Origin of the sequence: Janthinobacterium sp. Mn2066 (genome assembly GCF_049319705.1) — a bacterium.
In the GTDB taxonomy this organism is placed as follows: Bacteria; Pseudomonadota; Gammaproteobacteria; order Burkholderiales; family Burkholderiaceae_D; genus Janthinobacterium.
The window spans coordinates 428,148-444,326 of sequence record NZ_JBMOUF010000002.1 but is presented as its reverse complement, the minus strand read 5'-3'; the positions used below and the strand labels follow the sequence as shown (position 1 = coordinate 444,326).

The following is a 16,179-nucleotide window of genomic DNA, read 5'->3' as shown; positions in this document are numbered from 1 at the left end:
ATAGCGATCATGACTTCATTTTTTTCGCTGAAAGGCGCCGCAGCGGCCGTCGCTTTCAGTCTCTGCTTCCATGCCTCGGCACAAACCTCGCTGCCGGACCTGGCGGGCGATTACAACCTGGCCTCGTCGACCACCGTGCCAGCGAGCACCTGGGGTTATTCCAAAGGACGGATCTCGATCAAGCAGCTCGATGACAAGCACTTGCTGATCCTGTTCGCCTGCGAGTGGAAACGCGAGCCAAAGGCTGTGTGCGGCGACCATTACTTTGCCCAGCAGCGCGACGACGGCCTGTATTTGCAAGACATGAATACGGACGCCCTGCGCCTGTATTTTGATCCCGCCAGCCGCAAGCTCACCCTCATTTCGCGCGGCTACGACGCCAAGCAAAGCGTGCGGCACGATATCTTCAGCGCCACCAGCGCGCCGCTCACCGATGCCGCCCTGCTGCGGCGCATGAAGCGTGAACAAAGCAATGCCAGCGACAAGGAAAACCTGCGCGTCTTCGGGCCGTACCAGAAACGCGATTACCAGAACAACCGCATCGAATTCCAGCATCAAGGCGTGACGACGCCTTGACAGGCCAGGTGTGATGCAACCCTTTGCTTATCGGCGAAGATTGATACGCTCAGGCAGCTGTCGTCTTTTGACGTATCAACACTTCCGCCGGAATACCCAGTTCCGCATGCAGGCGCCGGATCATGGGCAGTGTCAGCTGGCGCGTACCATTGAGTATTTCATAGACACGGTTCAGGCGGCCTATCATCGGTTCCATATACTTGGGCGCCAGCGATTTCTGCTCCATGCTGAACTTGATCGCATCGATAGGGTCAGGAAATTCCATCACAAAATGGCGCGTCTCATAGGCTTCGGCCAGAGTCGCCAGCACGTCGAGGCGATCGCCTTCGGGCGTGCCGAAATCCGCTTTCGCCGCTGCCGGATCAGGCCACCATACCCTGAGCGCATGACCATGCACGCCAGCAGAGGCGCTTTCGCATCCGCATAAATTGCCTGACTATCAAAAGCAGGCAATGTGGGCTTGGCCAGGATACGCATGGATTGATGCTAGTCCCAAAATGGGATCAAATCAATCTCAGCCACCAAGGTGACTACATACAGCTCAATCCGGCAAACACCAGGATGGATTTACCCTGAGCACTCATCAAGGCCGCTCCTGTTCAAAAAGCTGAACATGCCATTGGCCTTTTTGATCAGCCGCGACACTTCTGTCCAGCTTGTGACATGGTCGCCAGATATTTTTCTTCTATTAAATTTATCTTCGACTTTGTCTGACCCGGTTTTTGCTACTTGGCAAAGAATCAGCTCGGGCTTGCCCGGATCTGCCTTCAGTGACAGCCATACACCGCCAAACTGCCTGGCCGCCTCAAGGTCAAACGGCATCAGCGTCAAGTAGGAAGGCATGTAGTATCCGCTCGGGAATTTGCAACGCACGCTGGCATCCTCGCCATTTTGCAAACTGTCGCTTAAAGTATTCTGAATACTCGTCACTTCGGGCTCACTGCGATATTTCAGGAAGGCCAGATAATTCACTTCAATATCGGCTGTTGTCACATTCGATGGAACAAAAAACGTCACATCCCGTAGCGCAGTTCCCTTCAGGGTATCCAGCACTTTGGCCACATAGATGAAGCCACAGGTATCTTGCCTGCCTTGCCCATCAATGATGACCGGGCGTGTGGATGCGATCTTCAATCTCACAATCATCGAAGACTGCCTGACTGCTTCGCCCAAGGTAACAATGCCATTTCTCGATCCCGCGGGAATCAGCTCCTGCGCTGTGGCATGCATTGCACATAGCAATAAACACAAGGAAATACTCAATCTCGGTAAGCCCAAAAACATTGTTTTTCCTCTATGTCTATATTTAAATAAACAATCAAGCTTGCGGTGCTACTATCGGCGCTGGCTGCGGGACAGGGACCGGGGGCGGTACTGGAGCAGGCGCCGGCGCAGCCGGCGGCACCGGATTCCCATGTATCTCCTGCCCATCGGCCCCTTCCGGCGGCATCGCTTGCGGTACGGCTGGCGCGGCGGGCACGCCCTCCTGCTGCAGGTCGCCCGGCTCTTCCACGGGCTCGTCCTGCGGCGCCTCGACCGGCTCTACATGGCGCAGCGGCGGCGGTGGCTTGCCACCGGGGAAGATGGCGTCGCGCGACAGCTTGCCCGATTCCAGCGCCGTCTTGAAGAAGTCGCCCACCAGCAGCACGGCGTTGTGGCCGCCCTGGCCCCAGTAGTTGCTGCGCATGGTGACGCGCGCATCGTTGAAGCCCACCCAGGCGCCACCCACCAGTTCCGGGTGCATCATGATGAACCAGCCGTCCGCATTGTTTTGCGTGGTGCCGCTCTTGCCGGCCACGTCGGAGCGGATGCCGAAACGGTTGCGTATCGCCGTGCCCGTGCCACGGTCAATCACGCCCCGCATCATGTCGGTCAGCATGTTCGCCGACTTTTCCGTCATGGCGCGCCTGGGCTTGTCGTCGCCGAAACGGGCGATGGTTTTACCCGTGCGGTCGGTGATGTGGGTGACGACAAACGGCAGGCGCGCCTCGCCCTGGGCCGCGATACTGGCATAGGCGTTGACCATTTCCAGCAAGGTCACGGGACTGGTGCCCAGCGCCAGGGATGGCACGGGGGCCAGCTTGCTGTCGCGCACACCGAGCGCGCGCGCCAGTTTGATAATGTCGGGCAAGCCGACGTCCTGCATCACTTGCGCCGTAATCGTGTTTTTCGAATACACCAGGCCATCGCGCATGGTCATGTCGCGCCCAGTGGTGCCGCTCATGTCGGTCGGCCGCCATTTGCTGCCATCGGCCGCCTTGATATCCATCACGGCATCGCGGTACACATGGTCGGGGCTGAGTCCCTTTTCCAGCGCCGCGCCATACACGATGGGTTTGAAGGTGGAGCCGGGCTGGCGCGCCGCCTGGGCCACATGGTCGAATTGTTCATGCGCAAAGTCGCGGCTGCCCACCCAGGCGCGCACGGCTCCCGTGGCCGGGTCCATCGCCACAAAACCCGCTTGCAGCCGCGTCTTGGATTGATGCAGGGCTGCCATGAAACTGCGGTCTTTTTTCAGGCTGGCCAGCGCATCGCCAGCGGCGGCGCCTTCGGCGACGGCCTTGCGGTATTCGGTCGATTCGCGCACCACCGCATCTTCCAGCGCCGGATGCGATTTCCAGAAATACTCGAACGCGGGGCTGCCCGACTGCATGGCGGTGTACATGCCGGTCGAGGTGGACGACGGCATGCCGGCGCGGCTCCATTCCACGTCGGCGATCGCCTGCAAGGCATTCGCCTGGCGTTCGACAGCGTGCTCGGCCGCCTGCTGCAAGCTGTAATCGAGCGTGGTGTGCACCACCAGGCCATCGAGTTCCAGGCTGTAGTCGTTTTCATCGGCCCAGTCGATCAGCCACTTGCGCACATAGGCCGTGAAATGGCTGTCCGACTGCGCCCGTTCGCTCTGGCGCTCGAAGTGCAGGCGTAGCGGCCGCTTGATCAGCTGCTGGTAGCGTGCCTCGTCGATCACATCGTATTTGCGCATCTGCCCCAGCACCACATTGCGGCGCTGCAAGGAGCGTTCGGGATTGCCGACGGGATTGTAGTAATTCGTGCCCTTGAGCATGCCGACCAGGGTGGCGCTTTCCAGGATGTCGAGGCGGGCGGCCGGCTTGTCGAAATAAGTGCGGGCCGCCATTTCGATGCCGTAGGTGTTGTACAGGAACGGCACCGTATTCAGATACGCTTCCAGAATATCCGTCTTGCTGTAGGTCGCCTCGATCTTCAGCGCCGTGATCAATTCCTTGAGCTTGCGGTTCAGGTTGCGCGAGCGCCCTATTTCCTCAGGAAACATATTGCGCGCCAGTTGCTGCGTAATGGTCGAGCCGCCCTGCGCATCGCCTTTCATACTGTGCAGCATGGCGCCGGCCGTACGCTTGAAATCGATGCCGTGGTGCTCATAAAAGCGGCGGTCTTCGGTGGCGATCAGGGCGCTGACCACGTTCGGCGAAATCTGGCTCAGGGTCACTCTTTCCTGCAAGCCCTGGTCGAAGCGGGCCAGCTCCTTGCCATCGGCGCTAACCATGGTGCTGGGCGCGGCCGCACGCGCCTGGCGCAGATCGTGGATGCTGGGCGTGAGCGGTATCAGCAGCAACATGTAGACGGCCAGCAGCGCCAGCAAGGCCAGGCCGGACCACAGTCCAAGCTGCAAGACTCTACGTGCGGGCGACAAGGCCATCAACTGGGCGCGCTTGCGCGCATACAGCGCCAGCGTCCACTCGCGCAAGCGTGCGCCCCACTCCACGGCGATGACGCGTGCGCCTTGTGCCCAGCGGCGTGCCGCTGCCTGAAACTGTTCCATGCCTGTTGCCATGCTTGCTACCTTGTCTGATGCGGATTATCCGTTTCGGCAAGTATACAGGGCAGGCAAGCGGGCAGGATGAAAATCGACGCTTACTGCTGCTGGGCTTTTTCCAGCATGGCCGGCAATTCCTTCAGCATCGCGGCGCGCGTGCGCAGGCCGGCCGATTGCAGGCCTTTTTGCTCGTCCTGCACCAGCCGCGCAAACACGATGGTACGCTCGCCCCTGGTCGCCCAGCCAACGAACCAGCCATAACCGTGCGCTTCATCAAAGCTGCCGTCGGCCTTGCGCGGGAAGGCGGCGCCCGTCTTGCCATGCAATTGCCAACCGCCAGGCAAGTCGTCCAGGCGCGTAAGCTTGCTGGTCATGTCGATTGCCTGCTTCGATACCGGCAAATGGCCGGTAACCAGTTTGCGCAGGAAGCCCAGTTGCTCCAGCGGCGAGATTTTCAACGATGAACTGATCCAGGAACGCTCCAGGCCATTGTTCTTGCCCGGATCGCCAGAGACATCGGCATTGCCATAACTAAAAGCCTTGGCGTATTTATGGAACTTGTCCTGGCCCAGCTTTTGTACCACCTGCTGCGAATACCAGACCACGGAATACTGCATCCAGCGCGACGGGTCCGTATCCTGGCGCCAGGGCGCACCGCCCCAGTCCGCATAACCTTCGCGAAATGGCAGGCTGGGGGTGTGCTCATCCTTGAGAAAACCGGCGTCATAGCCCATCAGGCTGATGGCGATCTTGAAAGTGGACGCAGGCGTGACCCGGTCCACGCAATTGCCTTCTTCCAGCAGCACCGATCCCGACTTGGCATCGAGCATGGCCGTGCACAGGGTGGCGGCCTGGGTAGTGGTGGCAAACAGTATCGCTGCGGCAAGGCCCAGTGCCGTGCGCATTGCGGTGGGAAATAAACGTGTATATGTCATGGGCAGTCCGGAAGCTGGAGCAGCTTTAAATGGCAGGATTAAAAATTGTAATGGCCTGCGGCATACAACACCAGCAATGTTGCACTTTTATGGTGCGGGCAATGGCAAGTCTTCAACGCTGCGGCTTGCCCGCCGGCACGCGCTCGCGTTTCAAATGTTCTTCTTCCAGTTCGTCCATGCCCAGTTTTTCCTCGTCGATCAGCACGTGTTCACGCCGTTCGCGCTCGAGTTCCTCTTCCAGCGCCTCACCGATGTCCGTCCGCCCGGTTTTCTCTGCCATGATCCACCTCCTCTATTTCTATACATAAGTCCAATACACAAGTGGATAAAGTGTAGCCCCTTTATATGACGAACGGGTGACGCTCAGGCGAGTGCCGCACCAGCTTGCGCCACGGCATCGTGCGGATGCAGGCTTTCCATATGCCGCACTTGCACCTGCGCCCCGGCATAACGGGGAAGCAGCGCTGCCTGCACGCGCCGTGCCGCATCTTCCACATACATCAGGTTTTCGCCATTCAAACGGGCAAAGCCCTGCTCGTCGGCCCGCTTGACGGCCGTTTGCAGCGGCGTGGCCAGCGCCGCCTCGACCGCATCGATCAAGCCGAACAAGCCCAGCGGGCCATCGCCTTGCAAGGCCACCGTGACGGTCGCCAGGCTGCGCTGGCTGTGTGGCGTGGCCAGGCTGCCATGCTCGCGCAGCCAGGCCTGGGCCGCCGCACCATCAATATTGCCCGTGCCGAACTGCGCCGCAAAACCGTCGGCCAGCAATTGCCGCGCCAATGCCGCCGAGCATGGGCAGGTCGATGAGTAGCCCACTTCCACGCTCACGTCCAGGTTGAAGCCGCGCGGCGACAATTGTGCCTGCAACCGCACGGGATACGATTTCCACCCTGCCAGCCCGGCCGTCAGCAAGGCCGGCTGGCGCCGCAGCAAGGGAAAGGCCAGGTACAGGCGGGCTTGCGTGGCGCTGCAATCGGCGTGGCTGTCGACCATGCGCAGCAGCAAGTCATGCAGCACGGCAGCGCCCAGGCTTTCTTTTGCCGCAAAAGCATCGAGCAGCAGATACAGGCGCGACATGTGTATGCCCTTCACTTTCGGGTCGGGCAAATCGACCTGCACGTCGGCCCACGCGTGCACCTGCTGCACCACGCTTCCGGCCGCGCCCTGCTCGAGCAGTTGCAGCGGCAAGGCGATGCCCTGCATGCCGACCCAGTCCAGCGGTAATTGATTGCCGCCGTTGGCGCCGGCGGCGACGTCGGGCAGCGGCGTGTTGAGATGATCGCGTTTCATACCTAATATCCTCGATGGCAAGATGGCCCGATATCATGCAGAAATGCCGCCATTTTTGCAAGTCAATTGCATTTAAGGGTCTGATGGCCGATATTGGGCGTTCCTAAGTCATTGATAAGATGTCTTATATATGATTACGTTTCAGAATTTAGGCACAGAGTGGTAGGACAGTCTAAAATAGACAGTGGCTGAAGCAGGCGCCAGCGCCCGCACACCAGGCATTCAATGCAAACAAGATAATAGTTATATCTGGAATAGCAACACCTGGCACTGCCAGGTGGCCCTGGGAATGAAGCAAAACGGAAGTAAGAAGGGTAGCAAGTTAACCGCCGGGAACTACCGGGCACCACCGCATACGAGGAAATGAACATGACAACACAAAAATCAAAAATCATCTATACGCTGACGGACGAAGCGCCATTGCTGGCGACCTACTCCCTGCTGCCTATCATCAAGAAGTTCACCGCGCAAGCAGGCGTGGACGTGGTTGCCAGCGATATTTCGGTGGCGTCGCGCGTATTGGCCGAGTTTCCTGAATACCTGACTGACGAGCAAAAAGTACCGAACACCCTGGCTGAACTGGGCAAACTGACCCAGAACGCCGACACCAACATCATCAAGCTGCCGAACATCAGCGCGTCCGTCTCGCAACTGATCGCTTGCGTGCGCGAACTGCAAAGCCGTGGCTACAAACTGCCAGACTACCCGGAAGACGCAAAAACCGACGAAGACAAAGCCCTCAAGGCACGTTTCGGCAAATGCATCGGCAGCGCCGTCAACCCGGTCCTGCGTGAAGGCAACTCCGACCGCCGCGCACCAAAAGCAGTGAAAGAGTTTGCACGCAAACATCCACATTCGATGGGCGAATGGAGCCAGGCTTCGCGCACCCACGTTTCGCATATGCACCACGGCGACTTCTACCACGGCGAAAAATCGCTGACCCTGGAAAGCGCGCGCGATGTCAAGATGGAACTGATCACGACGTCGGGCAAGACCATCGTGCTCAAACCGAAGGTCTCGCTGCAAGCGGGCGAAATCATCGACAGCATGTTCATGAGCAAAAAAGCCTTGCTCGAGTTCTACGAAAAAGAACTGGAAGACGCGCACAAGACGGGCGTGATGTTCTCGCTGCACGTCAAGGCGACCATGATGAAGGTATCGCACCCTATCGTGTTCGGCCATTGCGTACGCATTTTCTACAAGGACGCGTTCGCCAAGCACGCCGCCCTGTTCGAAGAACTGGGCGTGAACGTCAACAACGGCATGGTCAATCTGTACGACAAGATCGAAACCCTGCCAGCGTCGCAAAAAGATGAAATCCTGAAAGACCTGCACGCTTGCCACGCCAACCGTCCGGAACTGGCGATGGTGGACTCGGCCAAGGGCATCACCAACTTCCATTCGCCGAACGACATCATCGTCGACGCATCGATGCCAGCCATGATCCGTATCGGCGGCAAGATGTGGGGCGCCGATGGCCGTCCGAAAGATGTCAAGGCCGTGATGCCAGAGAGCACCTTTGCCCGCATCTATCAGGAAATGATCAACTTCTGCAAATGGCATGGCAACTTCGACCCGCGCACCATGGGCACCGTGCCGAACGTGGGCCTGATGGCCCAGCAAGCGGAAGAATACGGTTCGCACGACAAGACGTTTGAAGTGTCGGAAGCGGGCGTGGCCAACATCACCGACCTGGTCACGGGCGAAGTGCTGCTGTCGCAAAACGTGGAAGAAGGCGATATCTGGCGCATGTGCCAGGTCAAGGATGCGCCGATCCGCGACTGGGTCAAGCTGGCCGTTACCCGCGCCCGCAACTCCGGCATGCCTGCCGTGTTCTGGCTGGACCCATACCGTCCACACGAAAACGAAGTGATCAAAAAGGTACAAACCTACCTGAAAGACCACGACACCAACGGCCTGGACATCCAGATCATGTCGCAAGTACGCGCCATGCGCTACACCCTGGAACGCGCATGGCGCGGCCTGGACACCATCTCGGTGACCGGCAACATCCTGCGCGACTACCTGACCGACCTGTTCCCGATCATGGAACTGGGCACCAGCGCCAAGATGCTGTCGATCGTGCCGCTGATGGCCGGTGGCGGCATGTACGAAACGGGCGCTGGCGGTTCGGCGCCTAAACACGTCAAGCAACTGGTGGAAGAAAACCATCTGCGCTGGGATTCCCTGGGCGAGTTCCTGGCCCTGGCCGTGTCGCTGGAAGACATGGGCATAAAGACCGGCAACGCCAAAGCCAAGCTGCTGGCCAAGACCCTGGACGAAGCCACCGGCAAGCTGCTGGACAACAACAAATCGCCATCGCCACGTACCGGCGAACTCGACAACCGCGGCAGCCACTTCTACCTGGCCCTGTACTGGGCACAGGCCCTGGCCGCGCAAACGGAAGATGCAGAACTGCAAGCGCACTTCGCACCATTGGCGAAAGCCCTGTCGGAAAACGAAGCGAAAATCGTTGAAGAGCTGAAAGCGGTACAAGGCCAGGCAACGGATATCGGTGGCTACTACTACCCGGATCCAGCCAAGACCGACGCCGTGATGCGTCCTAGCGCCAGCCTGAACGCAGCGCTGTCGACCATCTAAAGCATCGGCCTCAAACCCGGATGCTGGCAGCAACGCCGGCATCTGCTGTAACTTCGGCAACAAAAACGCCATGGCGCGCTGTTCCCAGCATGCCATGGCGCCCTTCCCTGCCGGCTTGATCGTGCGGCAACCCCCTTCTTCCTTCCGTCAAAACAGCGCTTGTGTTAGCTGACACACAGAGTACGCGTCTTTTTTTACATTCTTCGCCCGCATCAGAAGTGCTTTCGCCGCTAGCAAAAGCAGCAATTTTTCAGATCGCTAATAATCCAGGCATAGATTGACTCAAAGCAATTTGAGTTATCCGAATGACATTTAAATCTGGAAGGACGCAGGGCAGCGCCAGCAATGCTACGGCATCCCGTCGCGGCCTTGCACCTGGAAACGTCGATTCATGATCCCCCATCATCAGGAGGCCATAATGTTACCGTTGCGCATAAAACTCTCCCACTTGTCCGCCGTGTCCGCACTGGCGCTGTTTGGCGCCACCGCAGCAATTCCCGTCGGCGCCGCCGTGTACAGCACCGGCACCAGTACCGGGCCATTCGACGTCACCCTGAAAATCGTCGCCAACTGCACCATCTCAGCCGCGCCGCTGGACTTTGGTCAAACCCAGGGCTTGCTGTCCACACCCCTCAACGTCAATACCACGGTCAGTGTCACCTGCACCAACACCACCCCCTACAACGTGGGCTTGAACGCCGGCACCGGCACCGGCTCCACCATCACCACCCGCAACCTGAGCAGCAGCACCAGCGGCAATACGGGCGTCGTGCAATTCAACCTGTACCAGACCGCAGGCGCCACCAACTGGGGCAATACCCAGGGCACCGACACCGTCAGCGGCGTCGGCAGCGGCTCCGCGCAAGCGATCACCGTCTACGGCAACATCCCGGCACAAAATACGCCAGCGCCGGACACCTATAAATCGACGATTACGGCAACCGTGTATTTCTAGACCGCCCGAACCGAAAGCCCATCGGCAGCTGGCGTTACTGAAGCTGGCATTACTGAAGCTGGAGTTACTCAGCCAGCCTGCCAGGCGGTGGGCCGCAATTCCTTGATACGCTGCTCCGTATGGTGCACCATGCAGTCGAGATAAATCGCAGCCGCCGCCGATCCGCCCTGATAAAGCCGCTCTTCTGCAGTGCAGTCCGCATTCCGGAACTCCACCCATTTGCGCTGCGCCAAAATCAGTAACTTTTTGGTGGCCGGCCCATTATCCTGGTAGGTGTCGAGCTGCTTGAGCACCGTCTGATAAACACGGTTCAACTCCTTGTCTTTCGCCTCAAACGTCTGTTGAGCGCAGGCATTGACTTCGATCGTACCGTTTAGCGTATCGCAGGGATTACTGCTTTGTGCAAACGCAACGGCAGGGAAGAAAGCAAGGGTAAAGGCGAACAAACGGGGAAATAAATGGCGGGGCATGCGTGAGCTTTCGTTGTGATTGCTGTGGATACCAGCGTAACGTCAAGTTAATGAGAGCTAGTTTGTAGCGCTGAATCGACGACGGTATTCTGTCGGGGTAAGACCTACAACCCGCCGGAAACGTGACCGGAAAGTCACCGCTGAACCGAACCCCGAAAGAAATGCTGTCTGATCTATCGATACCTCGCTCTCCTCAAGTAATTCACGCGCTCGATCGATACGCGCATTGAGAAGCCATTGCAACGGGGTGGTACCTGTCTGTTCTTGAAATCGTCGAGCAAAGGTACGGGGGCTCATATTGGCGTGTATCGCAAGACTATCGACAGTGTGCACGGTACTCAGATGGTCTCGCAGCCACTCGATCAATGACGTCAAGCTTGTTGGCGAACTGGGGAGTTCCTGGCGAATGAATTGTGCCTGACCGCCGTCCCGGCGCATTGGCGCGACCGTTAGGCGGGCAGTGTTCGCAGCAACAGACTGGCCGTAATCGCGTCGCACGAGATGCAGGCACATGTCCAGACCTGCCGACGCGCCGGCCGAGGTCACGATACTACCTTCATCGACGAACAGAACATTTGGTTCGACTTTTATCTGGGGGTAAAGCCTGGCAAGGTCCTCTGCAACACGCCAATGCGTAGCAGCGCGTCTTCCATTAAGCAGGCCGCTTGCGGCAAGGGTAAAGACTCCCGTGCAAATAGACGCCAATCTTGTACCGCGATCATATGCGCGCTGAAGCGCTAAGCTTACAGCCCTGGGAACCGCGCTGAAAGGGTCCTCACTTCCTGGTATGACAATGGTGTCGGCTTGCACAAGGCGATCAAGTCCGTGTCGCACCTGCATATCGAAGCTAGCCGCCCGAATTCTCCGCTTAGGTCCGCACACCTCCACATCATAGGCTTTGCTTCCGTCAATCTGACGGGCCAACGCGAAAACCTGATAGGCGATGCCAAAGTCCAGCGGCACCACGTCATCCAACGCCAGAACCGCGATCCTATGCATGGAAATAGACTCCTTTTTATAAATTTCTAAAACGCAAATTCTGGCAGAAACCAATCGCCTTTTGTCATTCCTGCCACTCACGCATATTGTCTGGCAGGGCTATGCTGTAGTCAAGTCCAACAAAGGAGAAAAACGATGTCCGATAAACTGAGTAAGAAAATTGAAGACCGCCAACTACAGATAGGCATGGTGATCTTTCCAGGCTTTACGCTGCAAGACTTAGCAGGGCCACAGACTGCATTTGGCCTTCATGCCAAAACACACATCATCTGGAAGACCATGGATCCTGTTCCAACGGATATGGGGGTTACCATGAACCCGACGATTACAATTAATGACGTTCCGGACAATTTAGACGTGCTGTTTGTCGCTGGCGGCGCGGGAACCCCAGAGATCATGAAAGACCAGGAATTTCTGGACTTTATTGCCCGGGCCGGAAAGACTGCCACTTATATAACCTCCGCATGCACAGGTTCTGTGCTTCTCGCAATGGCGGGGTTACTGGAGGGCTACCGCGCGGCCACCTACTGGCCGTTCTATGAACCACTCATAGCACTGGGTATCGAGCCGAGCTATGAACGGGTCTGCGTCGACAGGAACCGCATCACCGGCGGTGGTGTAACGGCTGGAATTGATTTTGCGCTGCAGGTCATCGCAGAGATCAAAGGGCGGGACGCGGCAGAATTTACACAACTCGTTCTGGAATACGACCCGCAGCCGACAATGAACTCAGGACATCCGCGTAGCGCGCGGCCTGAAATCGTCGAACAAATAAAGGGCCTGTGGGGGCGAACCGACGAAGCGGTACGCGTGGCGAAGGCGCACATGGAGCGCCGAGCACGGTCGCAAACACCGGCTTCCGTCTAAGAGGGTCTAGACAAAATCAACAACCGGTGCATTACAGCCGCCGCGATCTCGTCAATGCATCGCTGCGCACAGGCTGTGCCTGGCTACCTATTGCCCGGAAGGTTCCCACCCTGGCAGGCGGCCTACAAGGCATTTTCGCGCTGGGTTAGCGTAGGTGTATTCGAACAAATGCAAGGCCAGCTGCGCGAACAATGGCGCGTACGGATGGGACGGGCAAGCACACCAAGTGCGGCAGTGATTGGTACACAGTCCCCCCGCATCTCGCCACAAGGTGGCGAGAGTGGGTTTGACGCTGACAGGAAGGTCAAAGGGCGCACGCGTCATCTCGTCGTCGATACGATTGCTCATTGCGCGGCGGCAGACGAGGTGACGCAAGCGTGCGGCAAGAGCCCCCGCCTCGAAAAACTCTATACCAACGGCGCGTATGGCGGAAAATGTGCGCATGCCATCGAGCAGGCGCACCATATTCGCGTTGAAGTGGTGCGTCATCGAGCCAATGGCATGACCAGAACGCCACACGATCCAACGATCGCCCCTGAGTATCCTGCGGGTACGAATGCCGGGTTCATGGCCCTTCTCATGCGCTGGGTCGTCGAAACAACCCATGCGTGGACTGAACACTGGCGCCTCACGGTGATGCATCACGACCGCAAACTCGATGTCTCGGCAGCCTGGGTTGGGTTGGCTGAAGCGCGCATGCTACTCAACAGACTCGTTTATAAGAGTTGATTTCGTCTACGCCCTGTCAGTAACGGGCTCTCACCACACGCATATGAATAAAATTTAAAACTTCGGTAATTTTTTCCACATCTTTTTTTGCTTTAACAAGCTTCGCATCCAGATCAGCGCCGGAGAACTCACCGACATTGCCGAGGTTCCTTGAAAAAACCGACCTCATTCGCGATACCCTGATTATTTGCTCAAGGACCGCCATCTCGCCTTTTGCGGCACCAAGTCGACGTTGCCATTCAGATTCATTCCGGTTAAGGGAATCAATATATTCTTTTCTCTGCCTCTCCAGCTCTTCCTGCACGGTCAACGCCTTTTCAACATACCGTTCGACTCCCGCACATCGCTTATTTACACTCGCCAGAAGCGTCTCGTTATGGCGTTTAATTGTCATCAGTGCGCTGGCTTGATACTTGTAACTGCCTGACTGCCCCTGACACTCAACCATGCCACCAGGATACATAGCCACAACTGTATAAGGTTCCGCCTGCGAGTTTACAAGCACGACCAAGTCGCCAATCTCAATATCGTTATAACTGCTCATGCCGTAGTAGTGCATTGTTCTCCTCGTATTTATTCAGTTTGTAAAACATACTTTATAGCAAGTTTTACAGCAAGAACTAATCGAGCAAAAGGAAAGATGCGATTCAAATCTTTCGGCCTGCACTCCTGCGCTACAACCCCAAATGGGCGCACATATCACTTCGTCGCAAAAGACAAATCACACACGCATAAAAAAAGCCGACCACATAATGTGTCGGCTTTCCTATAATCGCAGCGTATTCTTGGTGGGAAGTGCAAGTTTCGAACTTGCGACCCCTGCAGTGTGAATGCAGTGCTCTACCCCTGAGCTAACCTCCCTAAGCGGATCGAATTATCGCATAGGTGACGCGGCGTCTGCAAGGGCTGGCGGCAGGATTTTTCCTTGGTGCAGCTTTTCAGCGCTTCAAGCAGCCGCTGGCGTGCTGACGGCGGTCCAGATGCATTGGCCTTTGACGGCTTTGTCGAGGCCGGCAATGGTGGTTTCGTGGGCGGCAAGTTCGTCGGGGCTGGCGGGCTGGAAGATGATCTCGGCCAGGGGGACGATTTCGAGTACGGCGCCGTCGGCGGCCACTTCCACTTCTTCATCCATGCTGAGGCTGTTCTGGCCGCGCGTCATGGCCAGGTAGACGTCGGCCAGCAGTTCGGAGTCCAGCAGTGCGCCGTGCAGCTTGCGGTGGGCGTTGGAGACGCCGTAGCGGTCGCACAGGGCGTCGAGCGAGTTGCGCTTGCCGGGATGCATTTCTTTTGCCTGTACCAGGGTGTCGATCACGCCATGCACGTGCTCGTGGATCGGTGGCAGGCTCAGGCGCTTGAATTCGGCGTTCAGGAAGCCGATATCGAACGGCGCGTTGTGGATGATCAGTTCGGCGTCGGCGATGTAGGCGCGGAATTCTTCGACGATTTCGGCGAATTTCGGTTTGTCGCTCAAGAATTCCGTGGTCAATCCGTGGACCGCCAAGGCGCCCTCTTCAGAATCGCGCTCGGGATTGATGTAGTAATGGAAGTTGTTCCCGGTCAGCATGCGGTTGTTCAACTCGACCGCGCCGATCTCCAGGATGCGGTCGCCCGTGCGTGGGTTCAGGCCGGTGGTTTCAGTATCGAGAACAATTTGACGCATGGCAGACTCATTCGTAAAAGCAAAAAGCGAAGGACACAGTATAACAAAGCTGTGCCCTTCGCTTCGATGTTGCAGCTACTTTTTAACTCACGATCTGACGGTTTCCACACCCATATTGGCTAACTGATCAGCCCGCTCATTGCCCGGATGGCCGTTGTGGCCGCGTACCCAGCGCCATTCCATGGTATGCACGGCCTGGGCCGCGTCCAGCGCTTGCCACAGGTCGACGTTTTTGACGGGTTCCTTGGCAGCGGTTTTCCAGCCGCGCGCCTTCCAGCCGTGGATCCACTCGCTGATACCCTTTTGCACGTATTGGCTATCGGTGTACATCACTACCTGGCAAGGACGCTTGAGCGCCGTCAATGCTTCGATCACGGCCTTCAATTCCATGCGGTTATTGGTCGTGTTCAACTCGCCGCCATAGATTTCTTTCTTGGCGCCATCGGCAACCATCAGCGCGCCCCAGCCGCCGGTGCCGGGATTGCCCTTGCATGCGCCGTCGGCGTAAATTTCAACCTTATCCATCTTGCTGCTCCCGCCTTTTATTGGTAACCGGCGCGCCTGCGGAGGCCGTCGCCGGTTTCTTGGTCCACGCCGGACCGATCAAGCGCATCCCTTTGACGCGCTTGATCGCCTGCACTATATACACTGCGCCCAGATATGGCCACCAGCGCGCGCCGGCCTTGTCCATGAAGGCGTTGCGGCGCAGCCATTTTTCCGTCCTGCACGCAGGCGCATAACAGCCGAAATGGCTGCGGCTCACGCCCATGTTCAGCAATTTTAACCAGTCTTTCATGCGCGGCATGGAAATGAGCTCGCCCGCCTTCGGCAAGTAATGACGGCCCGTGATGCGTCCCAGGCCCTGGCGCGCGCCCCACAGGCTGGCCGGGTTGAAGCCGCAGACGATCAGCCGCCCTTCCGGGATCAGCACGCGCTCGACTTCGCGCAAGACCTGGTGCGGTTCGGCCGCAAATTCCAGCACGTGCGGCAACACCACCAGGTCCAGGCTTTGCGATTCGAACGGCAGCTCGTCGAAGGCAGCCACCAGCTTGACCCGGCTGTCCTGAGCCGGTTGCGGAGGCAAGCGGGAATCGAGCAGCCATTTGTTCGGCATGCGGTTGGCGGCCAGCGCGTCGAACTGCGGCAAACCGATCTGCACGGCATTAAAACCGAAGATATCGGCCGTCAGGCTATCGAGGCATTGCTGTTCCCACGCGCGCACGTAGAGACCGGCCGGTGTTTGTAACCAGCCATCAAGCGCTATAATGGATTTTTCGGATGCCACACTGTCCATTCAGTTTTCT

Annotated in this window: 17 protein-coding genes and 1 tRNA gene; 5 read left to right on the top strand and 13 right to left on the bottom strand. The window is 57.8% G+C overall.

The window, feature by feature from the left end; genetic code table 11:
* The first annotated feature begins 9 nt into the window (after positions 1-9).
* Positions 10-576, top strand: a complete 567-nt coding sequence (locus ACL9RI_RS05280) for a hypothetical protein (RefSeq protein WP_422725529.1) — start codon at positions 10-12, stop codon at positions 574-576.
* 49 nt (positions 577-625) lie between these two features.
* On the opposite strand, the gene ACL9RI_RS05275 is transcribed toward ACL9RI_RS05280, so the two are convergent.
* The 6 genes from ACL9RI_RS05275 to folE2 form a co-directional block, all read right to left on the bottom strand.
* Positions 626-973: a helix-turn-helix domain-containing protein gene (locus ACL9RI_RS05275; RefSeq protein WP_422725528.1), complete on the bottom strand. Its 348-nt coding sequence runs from the start codon at positions 971-973 to the stop codon at positions 626-628.
* A gap of 170 nt (positions 974-1,143) precedes the next feature.
* On the bottom strand, positions 1,144-1,860 hold the full coding sequence (locus ACL9RI_RS05270) for a hypothetical protein (protein WP_422725527.1): 717 nt from the start codon (positions 1,858-1,860) through the stop codon (positions 1,144-1,146).
* A 34-nt stretch (positions 1,861-1,894) separates the two neighbouring features.
* Positions 1,895-4,375 carry a penicillin-binding protein 1A gene (locus tag ACL9RI_RS05265; RefSeq protein ID WP_422725526.1) on the bottom strand — a complete coding sequence of 827 codons (2,481 nt, stop codon included), beginning with the start codon at positions 4,373-4,375 and terminating at the stop codon, positions 1,895-1,897.
* A gap of 92 nt (positions 4,376-4,467) precedes the next feature.
* Positions 4,468-5,304, bottom strand: a complete 837-nt coding sequence (gene blaOXA / locus ACL9RI_RS05260; RefSeq protein ID WP_422725525.1) for a class D beta-lactamase — start codon at positions 5,302-5,304, stop codon at positions 4,468-4,470.
* Positions 5,305-5,416: 112 nt separating this feature from the next.
* Positions 5,417-5,584, bottom strand: a complete 168-nt coding sequence (locus ACL9RI_RS05255; protein WP_422725524.1) for a hypothetical protein — start codon at positions 5,582-5,584, stop codon at positions 5,417-5,419.
* A gap of 83 nt (positions 5,585-5,667) precedes the next feature.
* On the bottom strand, positions 5,668-6,594 hold the full coding sequence (gene folE2 / locus ACL9RI_RS05250) for a GTP cyclohydrolase FolE2 (RefSeq protein WP_422725523.1): 927 nt from the start codon (positions 6,592-6,594) through the stop codon (positions 5,668-5,670).
* 369 nt (positions 6,595-6,963) lie between these two features.
* Between folE2 and ACL9RI_RS05245 the strand changes: the two genes are divergently transcribed.
* Both ACL9RI_RS05245 and ACL9RI_RS05240 read left to right on the top strand, forming a co-directional pair.
* Entirely contained in the window at positions 6,964-9,195 is a 2,232-nt protein-coding gene (locus ACL9RI_RS05245; protein ID WP_422725522.1) for an NADP-dependent isocitrate dehydrogenase, read from the top strand.
* Positions 9,196-9,613: 418 nt separating this feature from the next.
* A complete protein-coding gene (locus ACL9RI_RS05240; protein ID WP_422725521.1) occupies positions 9,614-10,150 on the top strand; it encodes a Csu type fimbrial protein in 537 nt (178 codons plus the stop codon).
* A gap of 68 nt (positions 10,151-10,218) precedes the next feature.
* Here ACL9RI_RS05240 and ACL9RI_RS05235 read toward each other — a convergent pair whose 3' ends face one another.
* Both ACL9RI_RS05235 and ACL9RI_RS05230 read right to left on the bottom strand, forming a co-directional pair.
* Positions 10,219-10,620, bottom strand: coding sequence for a lysozyme inhibitor LprI family protein (locus ACL9RI_RS05235; RefSeq protein ID WP_422725520.1), 402 nt, complete (start codon positions 10,618-10,620; stop codon positions 10,219-10,221).
* Between the two features lie 57 nt (positions 10,621-10,677).
* A complete protein-coding gene (locus tag ACL9RI_RS05230) occupies positions 10,678-11,619 on the bottom strand; it encodes a GlxA family transcriptional regulator (protein WP_422725519.1) in 942 nt (313 codons plus the stop codon).
* Between the two features lie 135 nt (positions 11,620-11,754).
* Between ACL9RI_RS05230 and ACL9RI_RS05225 the strand changes: the two genes are divergently transcribed.
* Positions 11,755-12,486, top strand: a complete 732-nt coding sequence (locus tag ACL9RI_RS05225) for a DJ-1/PfpI family protein (RefSeq protein ID WP_422725518.1) — start codon at positions 11,755-11,757, stop codon at positions 12,484-12,486.
* Positions 12,487-12,654: 168 nt separating this feature from the next.
* Positions 12,655-13,215 carry a hypothetical protein gene (locus ACL9RI_RS05220; protein ID WP_422725517.1) on the top strand — a complete coding sequence of 187 codons (561 nt, stop codon included), beginning with the start codon at positions 12,655-12,657 and terminating at the stop codon, positions 13,213-13,215.
* A gap of 16 nt (positions 13,216-13,231) precedes the next feature.
* Here ACL9RI_RS05220 and ACL9RI_RS05215 read toward each other — a convergent pair whose 3' ends face one another.
* From ACL9RI_RS05215 to ACL9RI_RS05195, 5 genes are all read right to left on the bottom strand, one after another.
* Positions 13,232-13,774 carry a hypothetical protein gene (locus tag ACL9RI_RS05215; RefSeq protein WP_422725516.1) on the bottom strand — a complete coding sequence of 181 codons (543 nt, stop codon included), beginning with the start codon at positions 13,772-13,774 and terminating at the stop codon, positions 13,232-13,234.
* Between the two features lie 227 nt (positions 13,775-14,001).
* Positions 14,002-14,076 (bottom strand) — tRNA-Val (locus ACL9RI_RS05210).
* Positions 14,077-14,161: 85 nt separating this feature from the next.
* Positions 14,162-14,875 (bottom strand): DNA polymerase III subunit epsilon, encoded by a 714-nt coding sequence (dnaQ, locus tag ACL9RI_RS05205; RefSeq protein ID WP_422725515.1) that lies wholly within the window; start codon positions 14,873-14,875, stop codon positions 14,162-14,164.
* A gap of 87 nt (positions 14,876-14,962) precedes the next feature.
* Complete coding sequence (gene rnhA, locus ACL9RI_RS05200) at positions 14,963-15,400, bottom strand: ribonuclease HI (protein ID WP_422725514.1); 438 nt, start codon at positions 15,398-15,400, stop codon at positions 14,963-14,965.
* The gene (locus ACL9RI_RS05195) at positions 15,393-16,169 is read right to left on the bottom strand and encodes a class I SAM-dependent methyltransferase (RefSeq protein ID WP_422725513.1); all 777 of its coding nucleotides are present in this window, start codon (positions 16,167-16,169) and stop codon (positions 15,393-15,395) included. The genes rnhA and ACL9RI_RS05195 overlap by 8 nt, the downstream gene beginning before the upstream one ends.
* Between the last annotated feature and the right edge of the window lie 10 nt (positions 16,170-16,179).

What these genes read in the sequence shown, in the direction of transcription:
- ACL9RI_RS05280 (WP_422725529.1), top strand. Translation starts at nt 10, where the DNA reads ATGACTTCATTTTTTTCGCTGAAAGGCGCCGCAGCGGCCGTCGCTTTC.
- ACL9RI_RS05225 (WP_422725518.1), top strand. Translation starts at nt 11,755, where the DNA reads ATGTCCGATAAACTGAGTAAGAAAATTGAAGACCGCCAACTACAGATA.
- folE2 (WP_422725523.1), bottom strand. Translation starts at nt 6,594, where the DNA reads ATGAAACGCGATCATCTCAACACGCCGCTGCCCGACGTCGCCGCCGGC.
- ACL9RI_RS05215 (WP_422725516.1), bottom strand. Translation starts at nt 13,774, where the DNA reads ATGCACTACTACGGCATGAGCAGTTATAACGATATTGAGATTGGCGAC.
- blaOXA (WP_422725525.1), bottom strand. Translation starts at nt 5,304, where the DNA reads ATGACATATACACGTTTATTTCCCACCGCAATGCGCACGGCACTGGGC.
- ACL9RI_RS05195 (WP_422725513.1), bottom strand. Translation starts at nt 16,169, where the DNA reads ATGGACAGTGTGGCATCCGAAAAATCCATTATAGCGCTTGATGGCTGG.
- ACL9RI_RS05230 (WP_422725519.1), bottom strand. Translation starts at nt 11,619, where the DNA reads ATGCATAGGATCGCGGTTCTGGCGTTGGATGACGTGGTGCCGCTGGAC.
- rnhA (WP_422725514.1), bottom strand. Translation starts at nt 15,400, where the DNA reads ATGGATAAGGTTGAAATTTACGCCGACGGCGCATGCAAGGGCAATCCC.
- ACL9RI_RS05240 (WP_422725521.1), top strand. Translation starts at nt 9,614, where the DNA reads ATGTTACCGTTGCGCATAAAACTCTCCCACTTGTCCGCCGTGTCCGCA.
- dnaQ (WP_422725515.1), bottom strand. Translation starts at nt 14,875, where the DNA reads ATGCGTCAAATTGTTCTCGATACTGAAACCACCGGCCTGAACCCACGC.
- ACL9RI_RS05265 (WP_422725526.1), bottom strand. Translation starts at nt 4,375, where the DNA reads ATGGAACAGTTTCAGGCAGCGGCACGCCGCTGGGCACAAGGCGCACGC.
- ACL9RI_RS05255 (WP_422725524.1), bottom strand. Translation starts at nt 5,584, where the DNA reads ATGGCAGAGAAAACCGGGCGGACGGACATCGGTGAGGCGCTGGAAGAG.
- ACL9RI_RS05235 (WP_422725520.1), bottom strand. Translation starts at nt 10,620, where the DNA reads ATGCCCCGCCATTTATTTCCCCGTTTGTTCGCCTTTACCCTTGCTTTC.
- ACL9RI_RS05270 (WP_422725527.1), bottom strand. Translation starts at nt 1,860, where the DNA reads ATGTTTTTGGGCTTACCGAGATTGAGTATTTCCTTGTGTTTATTGCTA.
- ACL9RI_RS05220 (WP_422725517.1), top strand. Translation starts at nt 12,655, where the DNA reads ATGCAAGGCCAGCTGCGCGAACAATGGCGCGTACGGATGGGACGGGCA.
- ACL9RI_RS05245 (WP_422725522.1), top strand. Translation starts at nt 6,964, where the DNA reads ATGACAACACAAAAATCAAAAATCATCTATACGCTGACGGACGAAGCG.